17 protein-coding genes are annotated in these 17,634 nt (G+C 54.9%); 6 read left to right on the forward strand and 11 right to left on the reverse strand.

Going from position 1 to position 17,634, the window contains the following annotated elements; translation table 11 throughout:
- Window positions 1–24 precede the first annotated feature (24 nt).
- Window positions 25–1,011: a fumarylacetoacetate hydrolase family protein gene (locus ACN0YD_RS12835; protein ID WP_417320393.1), complete on the reverse strand. Its 987-nt coding sequence runs from the start codon at window positions 1,009–1,011 to the stop codon at window positions 25–27.
- 37 nt (window positions 1,012–1,048) lie between these two features.
- Window positions 1,049–2,176: a homogentisate 1,2-dioxygenase gene (locus ACN0YD_RS12840; protein WP_417320394.1), complete on the reverse strand. Its 1,128-nt coding sequence runs from the start codon at window positions 2,174–2,176 to the stop codon at window positions 1,049–1,051.
- A gap of 213 nt (window positions 2,177–2,389) precedes the next feature.
- Between ACN0YD_RS12840 and ACN0YD_RS12845 the strand changes: the two genes are divergently transcribed.
- The gene (locus tag ACN0YD_RS12845; protein ID WP_417320396.1) at window positions 2,390–2,851 is read left to right on the forward strand and encodes a MarR family winged helix-turn-helix transcriptional regulator; all 462 of its coding nucleotides are present in this window, start codon (window positions 2,390–2,392) and stop codon (window positions 2,849–2,851) included.
- Window positions 2,852–2,860: 9 nt separating this feature from the next.
- On the opposite strand, the gene hemN is transcribed toward ACN0YD_RS12845, so the two are convergent.
- The 6 genes from hemN to ACN0YD_RS12875 all read right to left on the reverse strand — a co-directional run bounded on the left by hemN (window position 2,861) and on the right by ACN0YD_RS12875 (window position 10,135).
- Window positions 2,861–4,264, reverse strand: coding sequence for an oxygen-independent coproporphyrinogen III oxidase (gene hemN, locus ACN0YD_RS12850; RefSeq protein WP_417320398.1), 1,404 nt, complete (start codon window positions 4,262–4,264; stop codon window positions 2,861–2,863).
- Between the two features lie 119 nt (window positions 4,265–4,383).
- Window positions 4,384–4,629: an Lrp/AsnC ligand binding domain-containing protein gene (locus ACN0YD_RS12855; protein WP_417320400.1), complete on the reverse strand. Its 246-nt coding sequence runs from the start codon at window positions 4,627–4,629 to the stop codon at window positions 4,384–4,386.
- A gap of 43 nt (window positions 4,630–4,672) precedes the next feature.
- The gene (locus tag ACN0YD_RS12860; protein WP_417320402.1) at window positions 4,673–6,292 is read right to left on the reverse strand and encodes an AMP-binding protein; all 1,620 of its coding nucleotides are present in this window, start codon (window positions 6,290–6,292) and stop codon (window positions 4,673–4,675) included.
- A 136-nt stretch (window positions 6,293–6,428) separates the two neighbouring features.
- The gene (locus ACN0YD_RS12865; protein ID WP_417320403.1) at window positions 6,429–6,926 is read right to left on the reverse strand and encodes a MarR family winged helix-turn-helix transcriptional regulator; all 498 of its coding nucleotides are present in this window, start codon (window positions 6,924–6,926) and stop codon (window positions 6,429–6,431) included.
- Window positions 6,927–6,937: 11 nt separating this feature from the next.
- Window positions 6,938–7,717, reverse strand: a complete 780-nt coding sequence (locus tag ACN0YD_RS12870; RefSeq protein ID WP_417320405.1) for an SDR family NAD(P)-dependent oxidoreductase — start codon at window positions 7,715–7,717, stop codon at window positions 6,938–6,940.
- Window positions 7,718–7,810: 93 nt separating this feature from the next.
- Window positions 7,811–10,135, reverse strand: coding sequence for a bifunctional salicylyl-CoA 5-hydroxylase/oxidoreductase (locus ACN0YD_RS12875; RefSeq protein WP_417320407.1), 2,325 nt, complete (start codon window positions 10,133–10,135; stop codon window positions 7,811–7,813).
- A gap of 442 nt (window positions 10,136–10,577) precedes the next feature.
- On the opposite strand from ACN0YD_RS12875, the gene ACN0YD_RS12880 reads away from it, so the two are divergent.
- Together ACN0YD_RS12880 and ACN0YD_RS12885 are read left to right on the forward strand one after the other, a co-directional pair.
- Window positions 10,578–10,949 carry a DUF485 domain-containing protein gene (locus ACN0YD_RS12880; protein WP_417320409.1) on the forward strand — a complete coding sequence of 124 codons (372 nt, stop codon included), beginning with the start codon at window positions 10,578–10,580 and terminating at the stop codon, window positions 10,947–10,949.
- Window positions 10,942–12,618, forward strand: coding sequence for a cation acetate symporter (locus tag ACN0YD_RS12885; protein ID WP_417320411.1), 1,677 nt, complete (start codon window positions 10,942–10,944; stop codon window positions 12,616–12,618). The genes ACN0YD_RS12880 and ACN0YD_RS12885 overlap by 8 nt, the downstream gene beginning before the upstream one ends.
- A gap of 77 nt (window positions 12,619–12,695) precedes the next feature.
- Here ACN0YD_RS12885 and ACN0YD_RS12890 read toward each other — a convergent pair whose 3' ends face one another.
- A complete protein-coding gene (locus ACN0YD_RS12890) occupies window positions 12,696–13,229 on the reverse strand; it encodes a hypothetical protein (RefSeq protein ID WP_417320413.1) in 534 nt (177 codons plus the stop codon).
- A 371-nt stretch (window positions 13,230–13,600) separates the two neighbouring features.
- Here ACN0YD_RS12890 and ACN0YD_RS12895 point away from each other — a divergent pair, with 371 nt between their 5' ends.
- Window positions 13,601–14,410 carry a ferredoxin--NADP reductase gene (locus ACN0YD_RS12895; RefSeq protein WP_417320415.1) on the forward strand — a complete coding sequence of 270 codons (810 nt, stop codon included), beginning with the start codon at window positions 13,601–13,603 and terminating at the stop codon, window positions 14,408–14,410.
- Between the two features lie 5 nt (window positions 14,411–14,415).
- Here ACN0YD_RS12895 and ACN0YD_RS12900 read toward each other — a convergent pair whose 3' ends face one another.
- Both ACN0YD_RS12900 and ACN0YD_RS12905 read right to left on the reverse strand, forming a co-directional pair.
- The gene (locus tag ACN0YD_RS12900; protein WP_417320417.1) at window positions 14,416–14,949 is read right to left on the reverse strand and encodes a hypothetical protein; all 534 of its coding nucleotides are present in this window, start codon (window positions 14,947–14,949) and stop codon (window positions 14,416–14,418) included.
- 144 nt (window positions 14,950–15,093) lie between these two features.
- The gene (locus ACN0YD_RS12905; RefSeq protein WP_417320419.1) at window positions 15,094–16,140 is read right to left on the reverse strand and encodes an HpcH/HpaI aldolase/citrate lyase family protein; all 1,047 of its coding nucleotides are present in this window, start codon (window positions 16,138–16,140) and stop codon (window positions 15,094–15,096) included.
- A 293-nt stretch (window positions 16,141–16,433) separates the two neighbouring features.
- Between ACN0YD_RS12905 and ACN0YD_RS12910 the strand changes: the two genes are divergently transcribed.
- A complete protein-coding gene (locus ACN0YD_RS12910; RefSeq protein WP_417320421.1) occupies window positions 16,434–16,901 on the forward strand; it encodes an Rrf2 family transcriptional regulator in 468 nt (155 codons plus the stop codon).
- Window positions 16,888–17,589: a class I SAM-dependent methyltransferase gene (locus ACN0YD_RS12915; protein ID WP_417320423.1), complete on the forward strand. Its 702-nt coding sequence runs from the start codon at window positions 16,888–16,890 to the stop codon at window positions 17,587–17,589. The genes ACN0YD_RS12910 and ACN0YD_RS12915 overlap by 14 nt, the downstream gene beginning before the upstream one ends.
- The last annotated feature ends 45 nt before the right edge of the window (window positions 17,590–17,634 follow it).

A 17,634-nucleotide genomic window follows, 5' to 3' on the forward strand; every position in this document is an offset into this window, starting at 1 on the left:
TGTCTGTCTCCCTCAACGATAGGTCTAACGCGGCGGGTAATACTGTTTGACCACCTGATCGATCTTGCCAAAGATGGTCTTTCCCTCCTTGTCGAACATTTCAATTTCAATCCGGTCGCCAAAACTCATGAAGGGTGTGCTTGGCTTGCCGTCGGCAATGGTCTCGAGACAGCGGACTTCCGCCAGACAGCAGGAGCCGTCTTTGGAGCCTTTGTTGGAGATCGTGCCGGAGCCGATCACGGTACCGGCTTCCAAAGCCCGTGATTTAGCCACATGGGCAATAAGCTGGCCGAAATTGAATGTCATATCCACACCAGCATTGGGGGAGCCGATCTTGGTGCCGTTCAATATGGCATGTAGCGGCAGGTGAAGCTTGCCATCCCGCCAGGCATCACCCAGTTCATCAGGCGTGACAAAGACCGGAGCAAAGGCCGTCTGCGGTTTGGACTGATAAAATCCGAACTGTTTTGCCAGCTCTGCCGGAATCAGGTTTCTCAGCGAAATATCATTCAGGATGGAAATCAGCTTGATATGGTCAAGAGCCTGGTCCGGGCCAATACCTGCCGGAACATCATCGGTAATCACCGCAATTTCCGCCTCGAAATCAATACCCCAGTCTTCACTTTCCACATCAATCGGATCACGCGGGCCGATAAAGGCGTCAGACGCCCCCATATAAATCAGCGGGTCTTCCCAGAAGGTTGCCGGAAGCTCTGCCCCGCGCGCCTTGCGCACAAGTTCTACATGGGTCACATAGGCGGAACCGTCAGCCCAGTGATAGGCTCTCGGCAATGGTGCATCGCACTGGACGGGATCAAAGTCAAATCCCTCGACCTTTCCCGCATTCAGATCATCATAGAGCGCCTTCAGTTTTGGTTCTGCATCAGCCCAGTTATCCAGCGCCTTTTGCATGGTTGAGGCGATTTCCGCGGCCGGGACAGCCTTGGTCAGGTCACGGTTGACCACAACTAGTTTGCCGTCGCGGCCGGATTTCAATGAAGCAAGTTTCATAAATAATTTCCCTGATCTGTTTGTTCAGTATGACAGCCTAGTTGCTGCCTTTCCAGCTGTTCACATAGTCCTTGTTTTCGACACTATAGGCAGACTCGGTCATTTCCACCGGATCGCGGGTGTCGATCATCATAGCATATTCGTCGGTTTCCTTGCGCGCCGCCTTTTCACCGGCCTTGAACGCCTTGGGGTGCGGCCCGTGGGTAAATCCGAAGGGATGAAACGTCACCATGCCCTGCTCGATATTGTCACGGCTGAAAAAGTCACCCCGATGATAGAAGATGATTTCATCATAATCATCATTATTGTGATAGAAAGGCACCTTCAGGGCGCCGGGATCGCTTTCGATGGGCCGGGGTGCGAAGGTGCAGACCACAAACCGGCCGGCCACAAAGGTCGTGTGGGCGCTGGGCGGCAGATGGTAACGGTGGCTCATCAGCGGGCGGATGTCGCGCACATTGACCCGTACCACGGTCAGATCACCTTTCCAGCCCGCCGCATCCAGCGGGTTGAAGGGATAGGTTATGGTGCTGAATTGATTCCTTGCCTTGACCACAACACGCCATTCGTCCTGCCCCTGCTGGGCTTCAAACGCCGCATCAATAGCCGGTACGTCAAGAATGGCGGGGTCGAAAATGGCATGCGGGCCAACCATACCCTTGTCCGGCAACTGATAGCTGCTGTTGGTGGCCTCCACCAGAACCATTTCGGTTTTTTCCGCAGGTTCGATCCGCCACATGGCGCCCCGGGGAATGACGATATAGTCCCCGGCTTCATAGTTGAGATGGCCGAAATCGCAGAACAGCTCACCTGCGCCATGGTGAATGAACAGCAGGTCATCCCCGTCGGCGTTACGGACCAGGTGATCCATTTTTTCCGATGTCTTCCAGATACGGAATTTCATATGGGCATTGGTAATCAGCGCCTCTGCATTCCAGGGGGAAGAGCCAAAATCCGACAGCTTGTTGGTATCAAAGGCATGGGGCTGCAAAGGCCCTTCGAAGCTGGTCCAGCCGGTCGGAATATTCTTGTGATACAGGTGGGATGCGGGGCCGAAAAAGCCTTCTTTACCCATCTCCCGCTCATAGGTGCCTTCAGGCAGATCCACATGGGCCTGCCGGGAATGTTTGCCTTCACGGTGGGGAAATCCAATCCAGTTTTTCATATCCTGTCCTTTACCCTGAAAATGTCAAAAAGAGCCAAAGAAAATGTGTGACCCCGGGACACTCCTGCCAGACCCGGTTGTGTCCCCGCGTAAAAAATGGGTGCCTGGGGCCGCAAAGAATGATAACTTTCTTCGGCACTCCCTATGGGGAATATATTATAGTTACATATGTAACTTAATCAAGCAATATGTATCGGAACATTTTTTTTCAATATGAAGAACGATAAAAACACCCCTCTCCTGCTGGAAAAATTTCTCCCTTACCGGCTCTCCTATCTGTCTAATATTGTCAGTCGGAGGCTCGCTGCAATTTACGGCGAAAAATTCGGCATTGCCCCGCCGGAATGGAAAGTGATGGCTCATTTGCACCGTTTTCCGGATATTTCCGCCGCTGATGTGGCAGAAAAAACGGCCCTGGACAAGGTGGCGGTCAGCCGGGCCGTAAACAGTCTTCTGGACAAGGGCCTGATCCAGCGCTCCTACGCCCAGGAAGACCGCAGGCGGTCCATTCTAAATCTGACAAACAAGGGCGGCGACATCTACCGCCAGATCGAACCCCTGGTGACAGAATATGAAACTGCACTTCTTGATGCCCTGGACGACAGGGAAAAGGCCGATCTGGACCGGCTGATCTCGAAGCTAACTATACGGGCGGAAAATTCCACCGACAGATAGAGCCCGGGTTCAGCCCTCGCTTTCATGCAGACAGCGATAGAGAATATCCGGATTTTCCTCGAAATTGGCCGGCAGGTAGTTATCGAACACCGAACATATGGCCCTGAGATAGGGCCGGCCGGCCTCGGTAATCCGGTACATGCTGTCCTTCCGGTCCATATATCCGGCCCGGGTCAGATCGGCGAGCGCCCTGAATTCCCTGGTAAAGTCATATGACAGGCCTGACTCGCGAAGCCTGGCCTCGGGATCAACCTGCTGATAACACATAAGGTCCGAAATCAGCTGGCGGACCAGAATATCCTGGGGCGAAACCGCCACCCCGCGCACCACAGGGCTTTCTCCAGCCTCGATACTCTGGCGATAGACGCGCATATCCGTCGAATTCTGGGCATATCCGCCAGGCAGGGAACTGATGGCCGATGCCCCGAAACCGATCAGGGTATCCGCCTTGTCCGCCGTATAGCCCTGGAAGTTCCGCCTGAGCAAACCGTCATCGAGAGCCTCGATCAAACTGTCACCCGGCAGGGCGAAATGATCCAGTCCGATGGCCTGGTATCCGCAATCAACAAGTGTCTTGCGGGCCTGATCAAACATGGCCTGGCGCTGGATCTGTCCCGGCAGCGTTTCCGCACTGATCATGGCCTGGTGCTTTTTCATCCAGGGCACGTGAGCATAGCCAAAAAGGGCGATCCGGGAGGGCCGGTAGAATACGGTCTGCAGAACCGTTTCCCGGATGGTTTCCTGTGTCTGGTTCGGCAGGCCGTAAATCAGGTCAAAGTTTATATCCTCGATTCCAGCGGTCCTGAACCAGCGCAGACAATCCTCGATCAACCCGGCCGTCTGGATGCGGTTAATGGTTTTCTGGACCTTGTCATCAAAATCCTGAATGCCCATGCTGACCCGGTTCACACCGCTGCGGCCATAGGCGGCGACCTTTTCCCGGCTCAGGGTTCTTGGGTCCACTTCCACCGCAATCTCGGCCTCCGGCAGAATTTCATAGGCTTCCCTGACGGCATTCATGAGCCGTTCGAAATCCCCGGCCTCAAGAATGGTCGGTGATCCGCCGCCGAAATGAATGTGACTGACTTTCTTCCGCCCGGTCAGGGACGACGTCAGGGCAAGCTCTGCAAGCAGGGTTTCCAGATATCTGGAAACCGGATCATACTGATTGGCGATATGGGTATAACAGCCGCAGAACCAGCAAAGCTGGTCGCAGAAGGGAATATGAAAATAAAGGCTGACAGGTTCGTCGGCAGGAAGGGCCCGGAGCCAGGCCACATGATCCTGCCCGGCCAGCGGACCGAACTGCAGTGCCGTCGGATAGCTGGTATAGCGGGGCAGTCGCGGGCTGCGGGCGGCAGTGTCCCGCGGTTTATCGGCAGTAAATTCCCTGTTCTTTCTCAGAGCGGTCATTCTGTCACCTTCTTATCCGTTTCGGCAGAAGTCATACAGGGAACAAGCCCTGTTTTCACTGATCCATATCAATGGAACTCATGACAGGAGGATGACAAACTCAGAAGTAATTTACCTTTTTATTTAAAGGCCTTGAAGGCGATCAACGTGAAGGTGTCTTTGATGCCGTCGATGGCATGAACATGTTCGTTGACAAACTGGCCCACATCCTCGTCGTCTTCAAGCCTGATTTTCATGATCAGGTCGAACTCGCCGGAAATGGAGTAAACCTCTTCCACCTTGTCCTCGAGTCTGTCGACAAGGGCCGCCGCCACTTCATAGGCCTTGCCAAGCTCACATTTGATTTTCACAAAGAAGTTTTTCATTTGCTGCTCCAATAATCCTGTCCCGTCCGCTGCCCCCGGCAGGCTACAGGTCTTTCAGTTTAAACCGTTGTATCTTGCCCGTCTCGGTTTTCGGCAGACTGTCTATAAAGACAACCTCCCGAGGGTATTTATAGGGGGCAATATGTTCCTTTACATGATCCTGCAGGGCGAGGACAAGCTTGCCGTCCCCTTTATAGGAATCTGCAGGAACAACAAAGGCCTTGACGATCTGCCCCCTTTTATCGTCCGGCGCCCCGATCACCGCGCATTCCCTGACCGCAGGATGGGCAAGAAGCACCTCTTCCACCTCCGGTCCGCTGATATTATAGCCCGAGGAGACAATCAGATCGTCGGTCCGGGCCATGAACCAGAAATAGCCGTCCTCATCCATCCGGTAGGCATCGCCGGTCAGGTTCCAGCCGTTTCGCACATAGACCTTCTGCCTTTCGTCATCCAGATAGCGGCAGCCGGTAGGCCCCCTGACCGCCAGCTTGCCGATCTCTCCCGGCGGCACGTCCTTCATGTCCTCGTCCACCACCCGGGCTTGATATCCCCGGATAGCCTTGCCGGTGGCGCCGGGCCGGATATCCTGTCCGGCGGCGGAAACAAAAATATGGATCATTTCGGTGGCCCCGATACCATTGATCAGGACAATTCCCGTGGCCTTTTTCCAGTCTTCCAGTACCGGCAGCGGCAAATGCTCCCCCGCCGAAACACAGTTCTTCAGGCTGGAGATATCCACTTCCCCTATTTCTTCCAGCATGACCCTGTAGGCCGTCGGCGCCGTAAAACACCAGGTTGGCCGGTATTTTTCGATGGCGCGGACGAGATTGGGCGGTGAGCCGTTTTCCAGGAGCACGGAGGATGCCCCGACATGCAGGGGAAATGTCACCAGTGCCCCGAGGCCGAAGGTAAAGGCGATGGGCGGGCTGCCAATTACCCTGTCGTCCATTTTCAGACCCAGAAGCCCCTGCCCCACACAATGGCACATGGACATAATATCCCGGTGAAAATGCACCGTGCCCTTTGGTTTGCCGGTTGTGCCGCTGGTAAAGGCAATCAGCGCCACATCCCCGGAAAGGGTGGGCAGGGGGTCAAATTTTTTTGGTCTTCTGGCCAGCATTTTGTCAAAGGCCGTCTCTCCCTCACCCAGTGCGGTAAAATATCCGGTTTCGGCAAGACAATCACCTGATGCCGCCGCCTTTTCCAGTTCCTCGCCCAGTCTCTCATCACACAGGGCATGGCTGATCTGCGCCTTTTCGATTATGGGTTCCAGGTCCCGGGCCCGCAGCATCGGCATGGTCGCCACAGCAATCCCCCCGGCCCTGAGCACGCCGAACCAGCAGGCCACCATCATGGGATTATTGAATCCCCTGAGCAACACCCTGTTGCCCGGCACCAGCCCCATGTCCCGGGTCAGCACGTTTGCCACCTGGGCAGATTTTTCCAGAAGCTGCCGGTAGGTCCACTGACTGTCTTCAAACACCAGGGCTATCCGGTCCCCCCTGCCTGCCTGCACGTGACGATCGAGCAGTTCGGCCGCCGCATTAAGCCGGTCCGGATACTGCAATTCGGGCAGGTCGAATATAAAAGCAGGCTGATCTTCCACAGGGGGAAGATGATCGCGTGCAAAAGTGTCTTCATGGGCAGTCGACAAAGACATCGCTTATCTCCAGTTATTGTCTTTCAACTGCTGGCTGATCCGCCTCGGGTTACTGTCGTGCCGGTCAGGCCGGCTTTATTATTTTTCGGAATGCCTCTGTTCCGGAGAACCGGCACTTTCCTGTTTTGCGTTTTTGCTATTTTTTACTTACTTTGCGGCCCTTGGTTTCCGGCTCCGCTTTTCTTTTCAGACTTTCCCGCAAATCATCGAGATGATGCGTCATCTGCTCTACCGCGTCCTCATCCATGTCGGACAGGATATCATTGACCCAGTCCCTGTGACGCTCGGCCATTTCCCGGAACATGCTACGCCCCTTGGCTGTCAGTCCGACACTGTAAATGCGCCGGTCCGTGGGCAGGGGCCAGCGTTTGACCAGCCCTTCCTGCTGCAGCCGTTCCACAACCCCGGTCACATTGCCGTTGGAAACCAGAAGCTGTTTGGACAGTTCCCCCATGGTCAGACCACCGGGCGCCCGGTCAAGGGCAGACATCAGGTCGAACTGGGGCAGGGTAACACCGTAATGGGTGCGCAGAAGACGACGGGTTTGTTTTTCAATCAGGGCTGTATCCGCGAAAAGACGCAACCACAGGCCAAGCCTTTTTGTACACAGCGTCCTGCTATCCTGTTTCACCATCTTTTCCAGGTTTACATCACCTCGCCGCCAGCCACGGAAATGGCCTGTCCGGTCATACTTCTGTTTACATCTTCACACAGCCAGAGCACAGCCGAGGCCACTTCTTCCGGCTGAATAAACCGCTTTTGCGGATTATGTTTTGCCAGTTCGGCAATGGCCTGTTCCCGGCTTCTGCCTGTCTTGCTCATAATATTATCAATCGCATCAAATGCAATATCCGTTTCGGTAAAACCGGGGCAGACGGAATTCACTGTGACACCCTTGTTCGCCAATTCCAGGGCCAGAGAGCGGGTCATGCCCTGAACCGCATGTTTGGCCGCCGAATAGGCCGTGACATATTTATAACCGATCAATGCGGCCGTACTGGCGATATTGATAATTCGGCCGCTGTCCTTTTCCAGCATATCCGGAAGGACCGCCTGGATACAGTGCCAGGGACCCTTGAGGTTCACATCCAGCATGGCCTGCAGGTCGTCGGGTGATGTCTTCATGAAGGGGGCGGGGTGCGCCGCGCCGGCATTATTGACCAGGATATCCACGGATCCGTAGTTTTCCCGGGCTTCGGCAAATACAGCTTCCACAGCCGCCCGGTCCGTCACGTCACAGGCCAGGGGCGTGGCCTGTGGCAATGTCTCCGCCTTTGCCTTCAGCACGTCCATATTCCGGCCCAGCAGGGTCACATTTGCGCCTTCGGCTGCCAGCGCATCGGCGATCGCTGCGCCGATCCCGCGTCCGCCACCGGTGACAACGGCATGTTTTCCCTGAAGTTTTCCCTGATTCTTTTCACTCACTGTATGCTCCTTCCCAAAAAAGAAGTTGCGCCCGCCTCCGGAGGAGATCCAGCGGACGCAACTCCCAAACCTGCCAAGGTTTATGCCCAAATCCTATGCATTCAGCGCCATTTCCGCCGCCCGCTTGAGGTTTGTCTCAAGCTGGGTAAAGGCGGTCAGATACTGTTTCGGCACCTCAACCGCCGGGCCATGATATTCCTGTTCCGCCGCTGCACGGATCACCCACTGGGGATCCATCAGATGCGGGCGGCCGATCAGCACAAGATCTGCGCGTCCGGCGGCAAGGATACTGTTTACATGATCGGTTTCAAAGATATTTCCCACCGCCATAGTGGACACATGACCCTGGTTGCGGATCTGGTCGGCCATGGGAGTCTGGAACATGCGGCCGAACACCGGATTGACCTTGTGCACCGGCAGGGTCTGTCCGGTGGACACGTCGATGATATCGGCTCCGGCCTCTACAAAGGCCCTGGAAATCAGCACCGCTTCTTCCGGTGTCACACCGTCATCGCCAACCCAGTCGGTGGAGGAAATACGCACAGACATGGGTTTATGGGCCGGCCAGGCCTCGCGCATGGCATTGAAGACCTCAAGCGGGAAACGCAGGCGGTTCTCCAGCGAGCCGCCATACTCGTCGCTGCGCTGGTTGCTGACAGGAGTGATAAAGCTGGACAGCAGATAACCATGACCCGCATGCATTTCAATCATATCGAAACCGGCTTGCTCGGCCCGATTTGCGGCGGCCACAAAATCGTTACGGACCCGGTCCATATCTTCCCGGGTCATCTCCCGCGGGGTCTGGTTCACCTCGTCCCAGGCAATGGGTGACGGGGCAATCAGCTCCCAGTTATCCTGGTCCAGCGGCATGTCATAACCTTCCCAGCCCACTTTCGTGGATCCCTTGCGGCCGGCATGGGCCAGCTGCATGGCGATCTTGGTCTGGCTGTTGTCATGGACAAAATCCACCACCCGCTTCCAGGCCTGCATCTGTTGGTCCGTATAGATCCCGGCGCAGCCCGTGGTAATGCGGCCATCCGGGGAGACATCCGTCATTTCCGTGAACAAAAGACCCGCGCCGCCCATGGCCCGGGCGCCGTAATGGACGAAATGGAAATCATTGATCAGGCCGTCTTTGGCCGAATACATGGACATGGGGGAGACCGCCACCCGGTTGGCAAGTTCCATGTCACGGATTTTATAGGGGGTAAACATGGGCGGCGTGCGCCCGACCGGCTTGTCCTTGCCCACGGCCTTGTAGGCGCGGTCCGCAAACCATTTTTCCACCCCTTCCAGCCAGTCCCTGTCGCGCAGGCGCAGGTTTTCGTGACTGACGCGCTGCGACCGGGTAAGAAGGCTGTAGGTGAACTGGGTCGGATCGAAATCCAGATAGCGATCCAGTTCTTCGAACCAGGACATGGAATTGCGGGCTGCGGACTGCAGTTTCAGCGCCTCAAGCTCGCGCTCATCCTGATAGCTGACCAGAGCTTCCTTCACATCCTGACCGGAGTTCAGATGCTGGGCCAGGCTGATGGCATCTTCAAAGCCAAGCTTGGTGCCGGATCCAATGGAGAAATGGGCCGTGTGGGCCGCATCACCGATCAGCACAATGTTGTCCTTGACCCAGGTATGGCACAGCACCCGGGGGAAATTGATCCAGGCGGAGCCGCGAATATGGGCGGATTTGGTCATCAGGTCATGACCACCGAGGTATTTTTCAAAAATCTTGCGGCAGGTTTCGGCGCTTTCTTCGTGGTTCATATGCTCGAAACCCCAGGCGTCATAGGTTTCCGGGCCGCATTCGACGATAAAGGTCGAGGTCTTGTCATCGAACTGGTAGGCATGCACCCAGATCCAGCCGTGCTCGGTTTTCTCGAAGATGAAGGTGAAGGCATCGTCAAAACGCTGATGCGTACCGAGCCAGACGAACTTGTTGGGCCGCATGTCAATGTCACAGTCAAAGGCCTCGAGGTTATTGTTACGCACCTTGGAGTTAAGACCGTCCGCCGCCACAATCAAATCCGCATCGGCAAAGCGGGTTGTGAGATCATCCAGTTCCACTTCTGTTTCGAAATGAAATTTGACGCCAAGCTCCTGCGCCCGATCGTAAAGAATATCCAGCAGGCGCTGGCGGCCGATACCGATAAAGCCGTGGCCGCCGGACTTGATCACTTCACCGCGAATATGAACGTCGATGTCATCCCAGTGAATCAGTTCGCCGGTCATATTATCCGCACTGACCGGGTCGTTGGCCTTCAGGTTTTCCATGGTCTGGTCCGAGAACACCACACCCCAGCCGAAAGTGTCATCGGCCCGGTTGCGCTCATAAACCTCGATGTCATGTTCGGGATTTTGCAATTTCATGGAAATGGCCAGATAGACACCACTGGGGCCGCCGCCAAGACAAACGATTTTCATGATGACCTTCCTCTCTTCACCGGAGTTTCCTCTAATTATTTTAAACTTAATATATTTTTACATTATCTTCCAGATTAAATTGAATGTTTTTAGATATCATCGGTTATAATTCATAGCATTCATAATTTACCTCATTGTTTTTAAATATCTTTTTATCCATTTGAAAAATACTCGCATAATTTGGAAATTATATTTTATATATAAAACTATATTAGATTATGCCTGACCACCTACACCGACTCATCAACACGCGGGCGGTTTCAGCCGTGTCCCGATCACCTCCGTCGCGACATGACCTGACGTAAAGGCAATGCGGCCATGTGCCTCAAAAAAGTTACAAATGAAACCTTGCCCTTACCAGAAAAGCTGAGTATTCTTGCGCTTCGGGAAAACGACTTTTTCATGTTATATAATTAAAATAATTTATCGGGAGCTTAAGTATATGTCGGATCAGGAGGCGGTCGAGTACGGCAGTGACGCCACGGACGAGCAGAAATACCTGCAACGCTTATCGGAGAACCGGGAATTCAGGAGGCTGTGCGGCCTCAGACAGAAAATGAGCCTGCTGCTCACTCTGGCCATTGCGATCCCCTATGGCATCTACATCCTCCTGACGGCCTGGTCCGCGGACATCATCAGCCAGCCCATATCTGACGACGGCGCTGTGACCTGGGGTATGGTGCTGGTGTTCCTGGTGCTCATCAACGGCATGCTCTGTGCCGGCATTTACACCTGGTGGGCAAACCGGAAGTTCGATCCGCTACGCAAAAAATTCCTGAAAGACCATGCCGCCGGGGAGAATGCCGATGTCTAGGTTCACATGCTCCACCCTGCTGACCTCCGTTCTCCTTTGCCTGATGCCACAAGTCCTGCTGGCCGCCGGCGGTGATATTTCCGGTGAAGTTGAAAAACAGCCGCTGAACGTCAACGCCATTATCATGTTCTTTATTTTCGTGCTGGCGACACTGGGCATTACCTGGTGGGCGGCCCGTAAAAACAAGACCAGGGATGACTTCTATGCGGCCGGGGGCGGAATCAAGCCCTGGCAGAACGGCACCGCCATTGCCGGCGACTTCATGTCTGCGGCCACCTTCCTGGGCATCACCGGCGCCCTGTTTGCCTTTGGCTATGATGCCACCCTGCTCGCCGTCGGCGTAATGGCCAGCTGGCCGGTTATCCTGTTCCTGATTGCCGAACGGCTGCGCAACCTTGGCAGCTACACCTTTGTGGATGTGGTCTCCTTCCGGCTCAATAAAAAGCCGATCCGCACCCTGTCCGCCATCGGCTCCCTGTCGGTGGTGCTGTTTTACCTGATCGCCCAGATGGTCGGCGCCGGTAAACTGATCCAGCTGCTCTTTGGCATGGAATATGTCTATGCGGTGGTGCTGGTCAGTTTCCTGATGATCATGTATGTGAGCTTCGGCGGCATGCTGGCCACCACATGGGTACAGCTGATCAAGGCCATCCTGCTGCTGGTCGGCGGCACCTACATCGCCTTTGCCGTACTGGCCCATTTTGATTTCAGCCTGTCCGCCATCTTCCAGAGCGCCATTGACACTCACCCCCGTGGCGCCGACCTGATGAAACCCGGAATCTGGATGGATAATCCGATCTCGATCCTTTCCCTGGGCCTGACAATGATGTTCGGCATCATGGGCCTGCCGCATATCCTGATGCGCTTTTTCACGGTAAAGGATGCGAAGGATGCCCGCAAGTCGGTCTTTTACGCCACCTCCATCATGGGCTATTTCTACATCCTGATCATTATCATCGGCTTTGGCGCCATCACCTTTGTCATGAATAACCCGGATTATTACACCCCGGACGGCAAACTGATGGGCGGCGGCAATATGGTGGCCCTGCATTTGACCCATATCGTCGGCGGCAATCTGGTGCTTGGCTTCATGTCCGCCGTGGCCTTCGCCACCATCCTGGCCGTGGTAGCCGGACTGACACTGGCCGGGGCTGCTACCGTGGCCCATGACCTTTATGCCAAAACCTTCAAGGCCGGACAAACGGTCAGCAACGCAGAAGAAATCCGGGTGTCCCGCATTTCCACCTTCGTGCTGGGCGCCATTTCCGTGGTGCTGGGCATTGCCTTTGAACACCAGAATATCGCCTTTGTCGCCTCGCTGGCCATGGCCATAGCCGCCAGCGTGAATTTCCCGATCCTGATCCTGGCCATGTACTGGAAGGGCCTGACCACCCGCGGCGCGGTGTGGGGCGGGGTTATCGGCCTCGTCTCCTCGATCGGCCTGATGATTCTCGGACCCGGCGTCTGGGTTGGCGTACTGGGCTATGAAGAAGCGATCTTCCCCCACGCCTATCCCACTTTCTACAGCATGCCGCTGGCCTTCATCATGATCTGGCTGTTGTCCGTAACCGACAGGAGCGCCCAGGCGGCGAAGGAAAAGGCCCTGTTTGATGTTCAGCTGGTCCGCTCCGAAACCGGTATCGGCGCCTCCGGCGCGTCGGATCACTAGGACAGAGAATAAACGGTGAAAGAAAGAGCGGCTCCCGGGAGCCGCTCTTTTTACTACATCACCGGCTTGCCCCCCCTTTACCCTTCCTGGCTGAGACGATAGGCGGCCCGGCCGGCCCGGTCCATCACATCGGAAATGATATGCGGGCAACAGCCGCAGGACCGCATGGTGGCCACCATGCAATCAAGCATGATGGTGACACTTTCCATCAGCACCTCCCGGTACACCATACCGAGGGAGCGGTTCCTGGCCCGGGCCAGCAATCTCTCAAAGGCCTCGATCAAAACAGCAAGGCCCTTGTGCCGGTCCCCGCTCAACAGATAGATATTCGCCAGGGATTCCGCCGCAATGATATGGGCCGAGGCCCGGTCATAAAGTTCCTGCGCGCCAACCGACGGATCACCTGACAGGCCGGCAAGCGCCGCAACGGCTTCCCGGTTGGCCCGGTCATAGTAGAAGCGGGCAAGACAATATTTCCCGGTTTCACGCGCCTCGTTGCCCAGCAACATCAGCTTTTTCCAGCGCGACCGGGAAAAAATCAACGGGGCTTTGCTGCTATTGTCGATAACAAGATGAAGCTTTCCCCGGCCAGATGCCGTTCCTGTATCCATAAGTGTCCTTCCTTTTCCTGACTGGACATTTTGTTTGGGGAGCAGGAAGGAATATATCGCTATTAAGAATTATTATCAATTATAAAATGCACATACCAGTACAAAGAACCTCTCTGCCCTGAGCATCTAATGTTGCAACACCCCGGAACTTACTGACCAGTGCCCGCCAGCGTGGTCAGTTTCTACCCCTTCACAGGGAATGTCCGCAAAGATGATCATTTTTATTGCAAATGATTATTATTATAATTATGTTGCCTTTGCAAGAATCAAAGATTGACATATCGACCCGAATAATTGAGTACAAAACCTTATATCCGGGATTTTTCAGACGACATGCATCCATCGTCTGTAGTTGAGTTTGGAGAAGTTTGATGGACGCTATTGTCCCGAATAAGGCTGCTACCGCGCGGTCAAACGGTCCTTATCGCCAGGAAGTTCTGAGCGTCAAACACTGGACTGAAGATCTATTTTCATTCACCCTGAACCGCCCGGCCGGGTTTCGGTTTCGCTCCGGGGAATTTGTCATGATCGGCCTGGAAGTAAACGGCAAACCCCTGCTTCGCGCCTATTCAGTGGCCAGCCCCAGCTGGGACGAAGAGCTTGAGTTTTTCTCAATCAAGGTACCGAACGGCCCGCTGACATCCCGCCTGCAGCAGATCACGCCGGGTGACGAAGTGCTTCTTTCCCGAAAGCCAACAGGCACGCTGGTCCTGGACGCCCTGCTCCCGGGCAAACGACTATTCCTTTTTTCCACCGGGACCGGTTTTGCTCCTTTCGCCAGTGTTATCCGCGATCCGGAAACCTATGAGAAATTCGACCAGATCATCGTTACCCACACCTGCCGCACCGTGGCCGAACTCGACTATAGCCGGGACATGATCAGAACAATTCAGGAAGACGAAATCCTGTCTGAACTGACCGGCGACAAGCTGGTTTATTTTGCCAGCACAACCCGGGAGGAATTCTCGAATATGGGACGTATTACAACCCTGCTTGAAAATGGAAAGCTTTTCAGTTCACTCGGCATCGCAGACCTAAACCCGGAAACCGACCGCGCGATGATCTGTGGCTCCACTGTCATGATTTCAGATACCAAGGACCTGCTGGAAATAGCGGGCTTTACGGAAGGCGCCAATAACAAGCCAGCCGATTATGTGATTGAAAAAGCCTTTGTTGGTTAAGTGCCTTACCTGCCCTGACTGAGCTGAATGGCAGCTTGACCGGCGCGGTCCAGGAACTCATGGATTGTGACGGCACAACAGCCACAGGCTCTCAGTATTCTCATCATGCCGTCCAGCATGACGGTCAGGCATTCAATCAATACTTCGCGATAAGCCATGCCCAGACCCTGATTTAGCGCCATAGATAACAGGCGTTCAAAAGCCCCGGTCAGAACGGAAACCGTCAGTTGCCGATAGCCCGTTCTAAAATGGATGTTCGCCAGATTTTCGGCAGCTATGGCATGTGCGGACGCCCGGGTATAAAGTTCCTGCACACTGGCCGGATCTTCAACGGCAAAACAGTCAAGGGCATTCACTGCCTCACGGTTCGCACGATCATAATAGAACCGGGCCAGGCTATATTTTTCAGATCCGAAGGATTCATGCCCTGAAAACATCAGTTTCTTCCATCTGGTTTCTGAAAATACGACCAGAGTTTTTGCGCTGTTATCGACCACAAGTCTGAGATTCGGCTGAATCCCCGAAACAGCAAGCGTCATTTCTGTCTTCCTTCATTATTACCTGATCGTCAGGCAGTAAAAAGACATTAATTATATTGATAATTATTATCAATATAAAATGACAAAAAAACAGGCCGGGTTTTCGACCCCGCCCTGCTCTTCACATTAAGTATGACTGGCTTTCTAGAAACCGTAGGCAGCCCCAAGCTCGGGATCTTTTTCGGCAACGATCTTCGCCAGATCGACGATCACCTTGGCCTGTTTCCAGGTGGCGTCATCCTGCATTTTGCCGTCAATCATCACGGCCCCGGTACCGTCAGGCATGGCTTCCAGGATCTTTTTGGCAAACAGCACTTCATCCACGTCGGGACTGAAGACCTTTTTGGCAATGGCGATCTGTTTCGGGTGCAGCGACCAGGCGCCGGCACAACCCATCAGGAAGGCGTTGCGGAACTGGGCCTCGCAGGCGGCATCATCGGAGAAATCACCGAACGGGCCGTAGAAGGCCTTGAGGCCATAGGTCATACAGGCATCGACCATGCGGGCCACCGTATAGTGCCACAGGTCCTGCTGATAAAAGGTGCGGGCCTCGCCCTCCCCTTTTGCATCCTCCAGAACGCCGTAGAAGGGATGACCGCCCCCGACCCGGGTGGTTTTCATGCCGCGGCTGGCGGCAAGGTCGGCGGGGCCCAGGCTGATGCCGTGCATGCGCGGGCTGGCGGCGGCAATTTCCGCCACATTGTCCACGCCCTGGGCCGTTTCCAGAATGGCATGGATCATGATCGGCTTTTCCACATTGTGCCGGGCCTCGAGCTGGGCCAGAAGCTGATCCAGATAATGGATATCCCAGGCCCCCTCCACCTTGGGCAGCATCACCACATCCAGCTTGTTGCCGACGGCGGAGACAATCTCGGTCACATCTTCCAGCATCCAGGGGGAGTTTAGGCAGTTGATGCGGGTCCAGAGCCCTGTCTTGCCGAAATCCACCGCCTTCGCCACCTCGATAAAGCCTGCCCGGGCCGCCTCTTTGGCGTCTGCAGGGATGGCGTCCTCAAGATTGCCGAGCAATACATCCACCTGGCCCACCATATCGGGTACCTTGGCACGCATCTTCTCCACATGGGGCGGAAAGAAATGGATCATCCGCTCCAGCGCCACGGGGATCTCCCGGTAAGGTTCCGGCGCCCCGATGGCCAGCGGTTTGAAAAAATCCTTTGGTGGTTTCTGCATGGCTTTTCCCTCATTTATTACGGCACTGCACAATTTCGCTTTCCCAAGCTAGCAAAAAATCCGCAAAAATCCAGAATAAAATTTCTTCATCATATCTATTTTGGTAATTTTATTGCTGCACCCGATGGAATGCTGCATCACACCATATTTTCGGCATGCCGGGTCGGGATGAACTACAAAACGGGGCAAGAACGACAGAAAGGGGAATATCTGCCGCCTGCCCAAATGCCCGCTAGCCGTAAAACCGAGAAACAACATTGACAGGCATCCATTCTTGTAATATTAAAAGTTACATGAAACGCGATCAGAAACTTTCTGGCATCCTGCACGTCCTGCTGCACATGTCAGCACAGAAGGCCCCCGTAACCTCCGAAGTGCTGGCCAAGGCCATGGAGACCAACCCTGTGGTGATCCGCCGCATCTTGGCGGGACTGCGCAAACAGGGGTATGTCAGGTCGGAGAAAGGTCATGGCGGCGGCTGGTCACTGGCCCGGGATCTGTCGGAAATCTCACTGCGTGACATTTATGACGCTTTGGGCAGCCCTGCCCTGATCGCCATAGGCAACCGATCGGAAAATCCGGCCTGCCTGATCGAACAGGCGGTAAACAAGGCGCTCGACCAAGTCATAGACGAAGCCGAAACCCTGATTCTCAACCGTCTGGGAAATGTCACCCTGGCCATGCTGAGCGAGGATTTCACGACTCGCCTGCGAGACTGCAGAGCCCCTCATCATCCGGAGATCAATCATGAGTCAAAATAATCCCACAGAAACCCTACTCGCACCCTTTTCAGATCCCGACGCCGTCGCCCACTACACGGAAGGGCCCCCCCGTTTTGTTCCGGGCTTTACCGACTTGCACAAAATGACCGGCATCCTCCTGGCGGAACGAGTTCCCGCTACAGCAAATATTCTGGTGCTGGGTGCAGGAGGCGGCCTCGAATTGAAGGCGCTTGCGGAAATGCAGCCGGGTTGGTGTTTCACCGGCATAGACCCCGCCCCAGAAATGTTGAAACTGGCCGGAAAGACCCTTGGCCCTCTTGCTAACCGGGCATGCCTGATCGAAGGCTATATTGATGACGCTCCCAAAGGGCCCTTTGATGCAGCAGTCTGCCTGCTAACCCTGCATTTCCTCGATGCGGAGGAGCGTCGCCGCACCGCCAGCGAAATCCATAAGCGGCTTAAACCCGACGCACCCTTTGTCGCTGCCCATTCCAGCTTCCCCCAGGAAGCGGACAGTCGTCCCCGCTGGCTTTCGCGCTACGGCGCATTCGCCGTGGCCTCCGGAACCGATCCGGAAAAGGTCAAAAACATGGTGGAAACGGTCGGGCAGGTCCTGAGCCTTTATTCACCCGAGGAAGACGAGAAAATAATTCTCGACGCCGGCTTCAAGAATGTGGAACAATTTTACGCAGCCTTTACTTGGCGCGGCTGGCTTGCTTCTGCCTGAGTGCCCCCCTAATTCAAGTCCGGCAAAAACGGAGACTTGCACAGA

It is taken from the genome of Emcibacter sp. (genome assembly GCF_048269205.1).
Lineage (GTDB): Bacteria > Pseudomonadota > Alphaproteobacteria > Sphingomonadales > Emcibacteraceae > Emcibacter.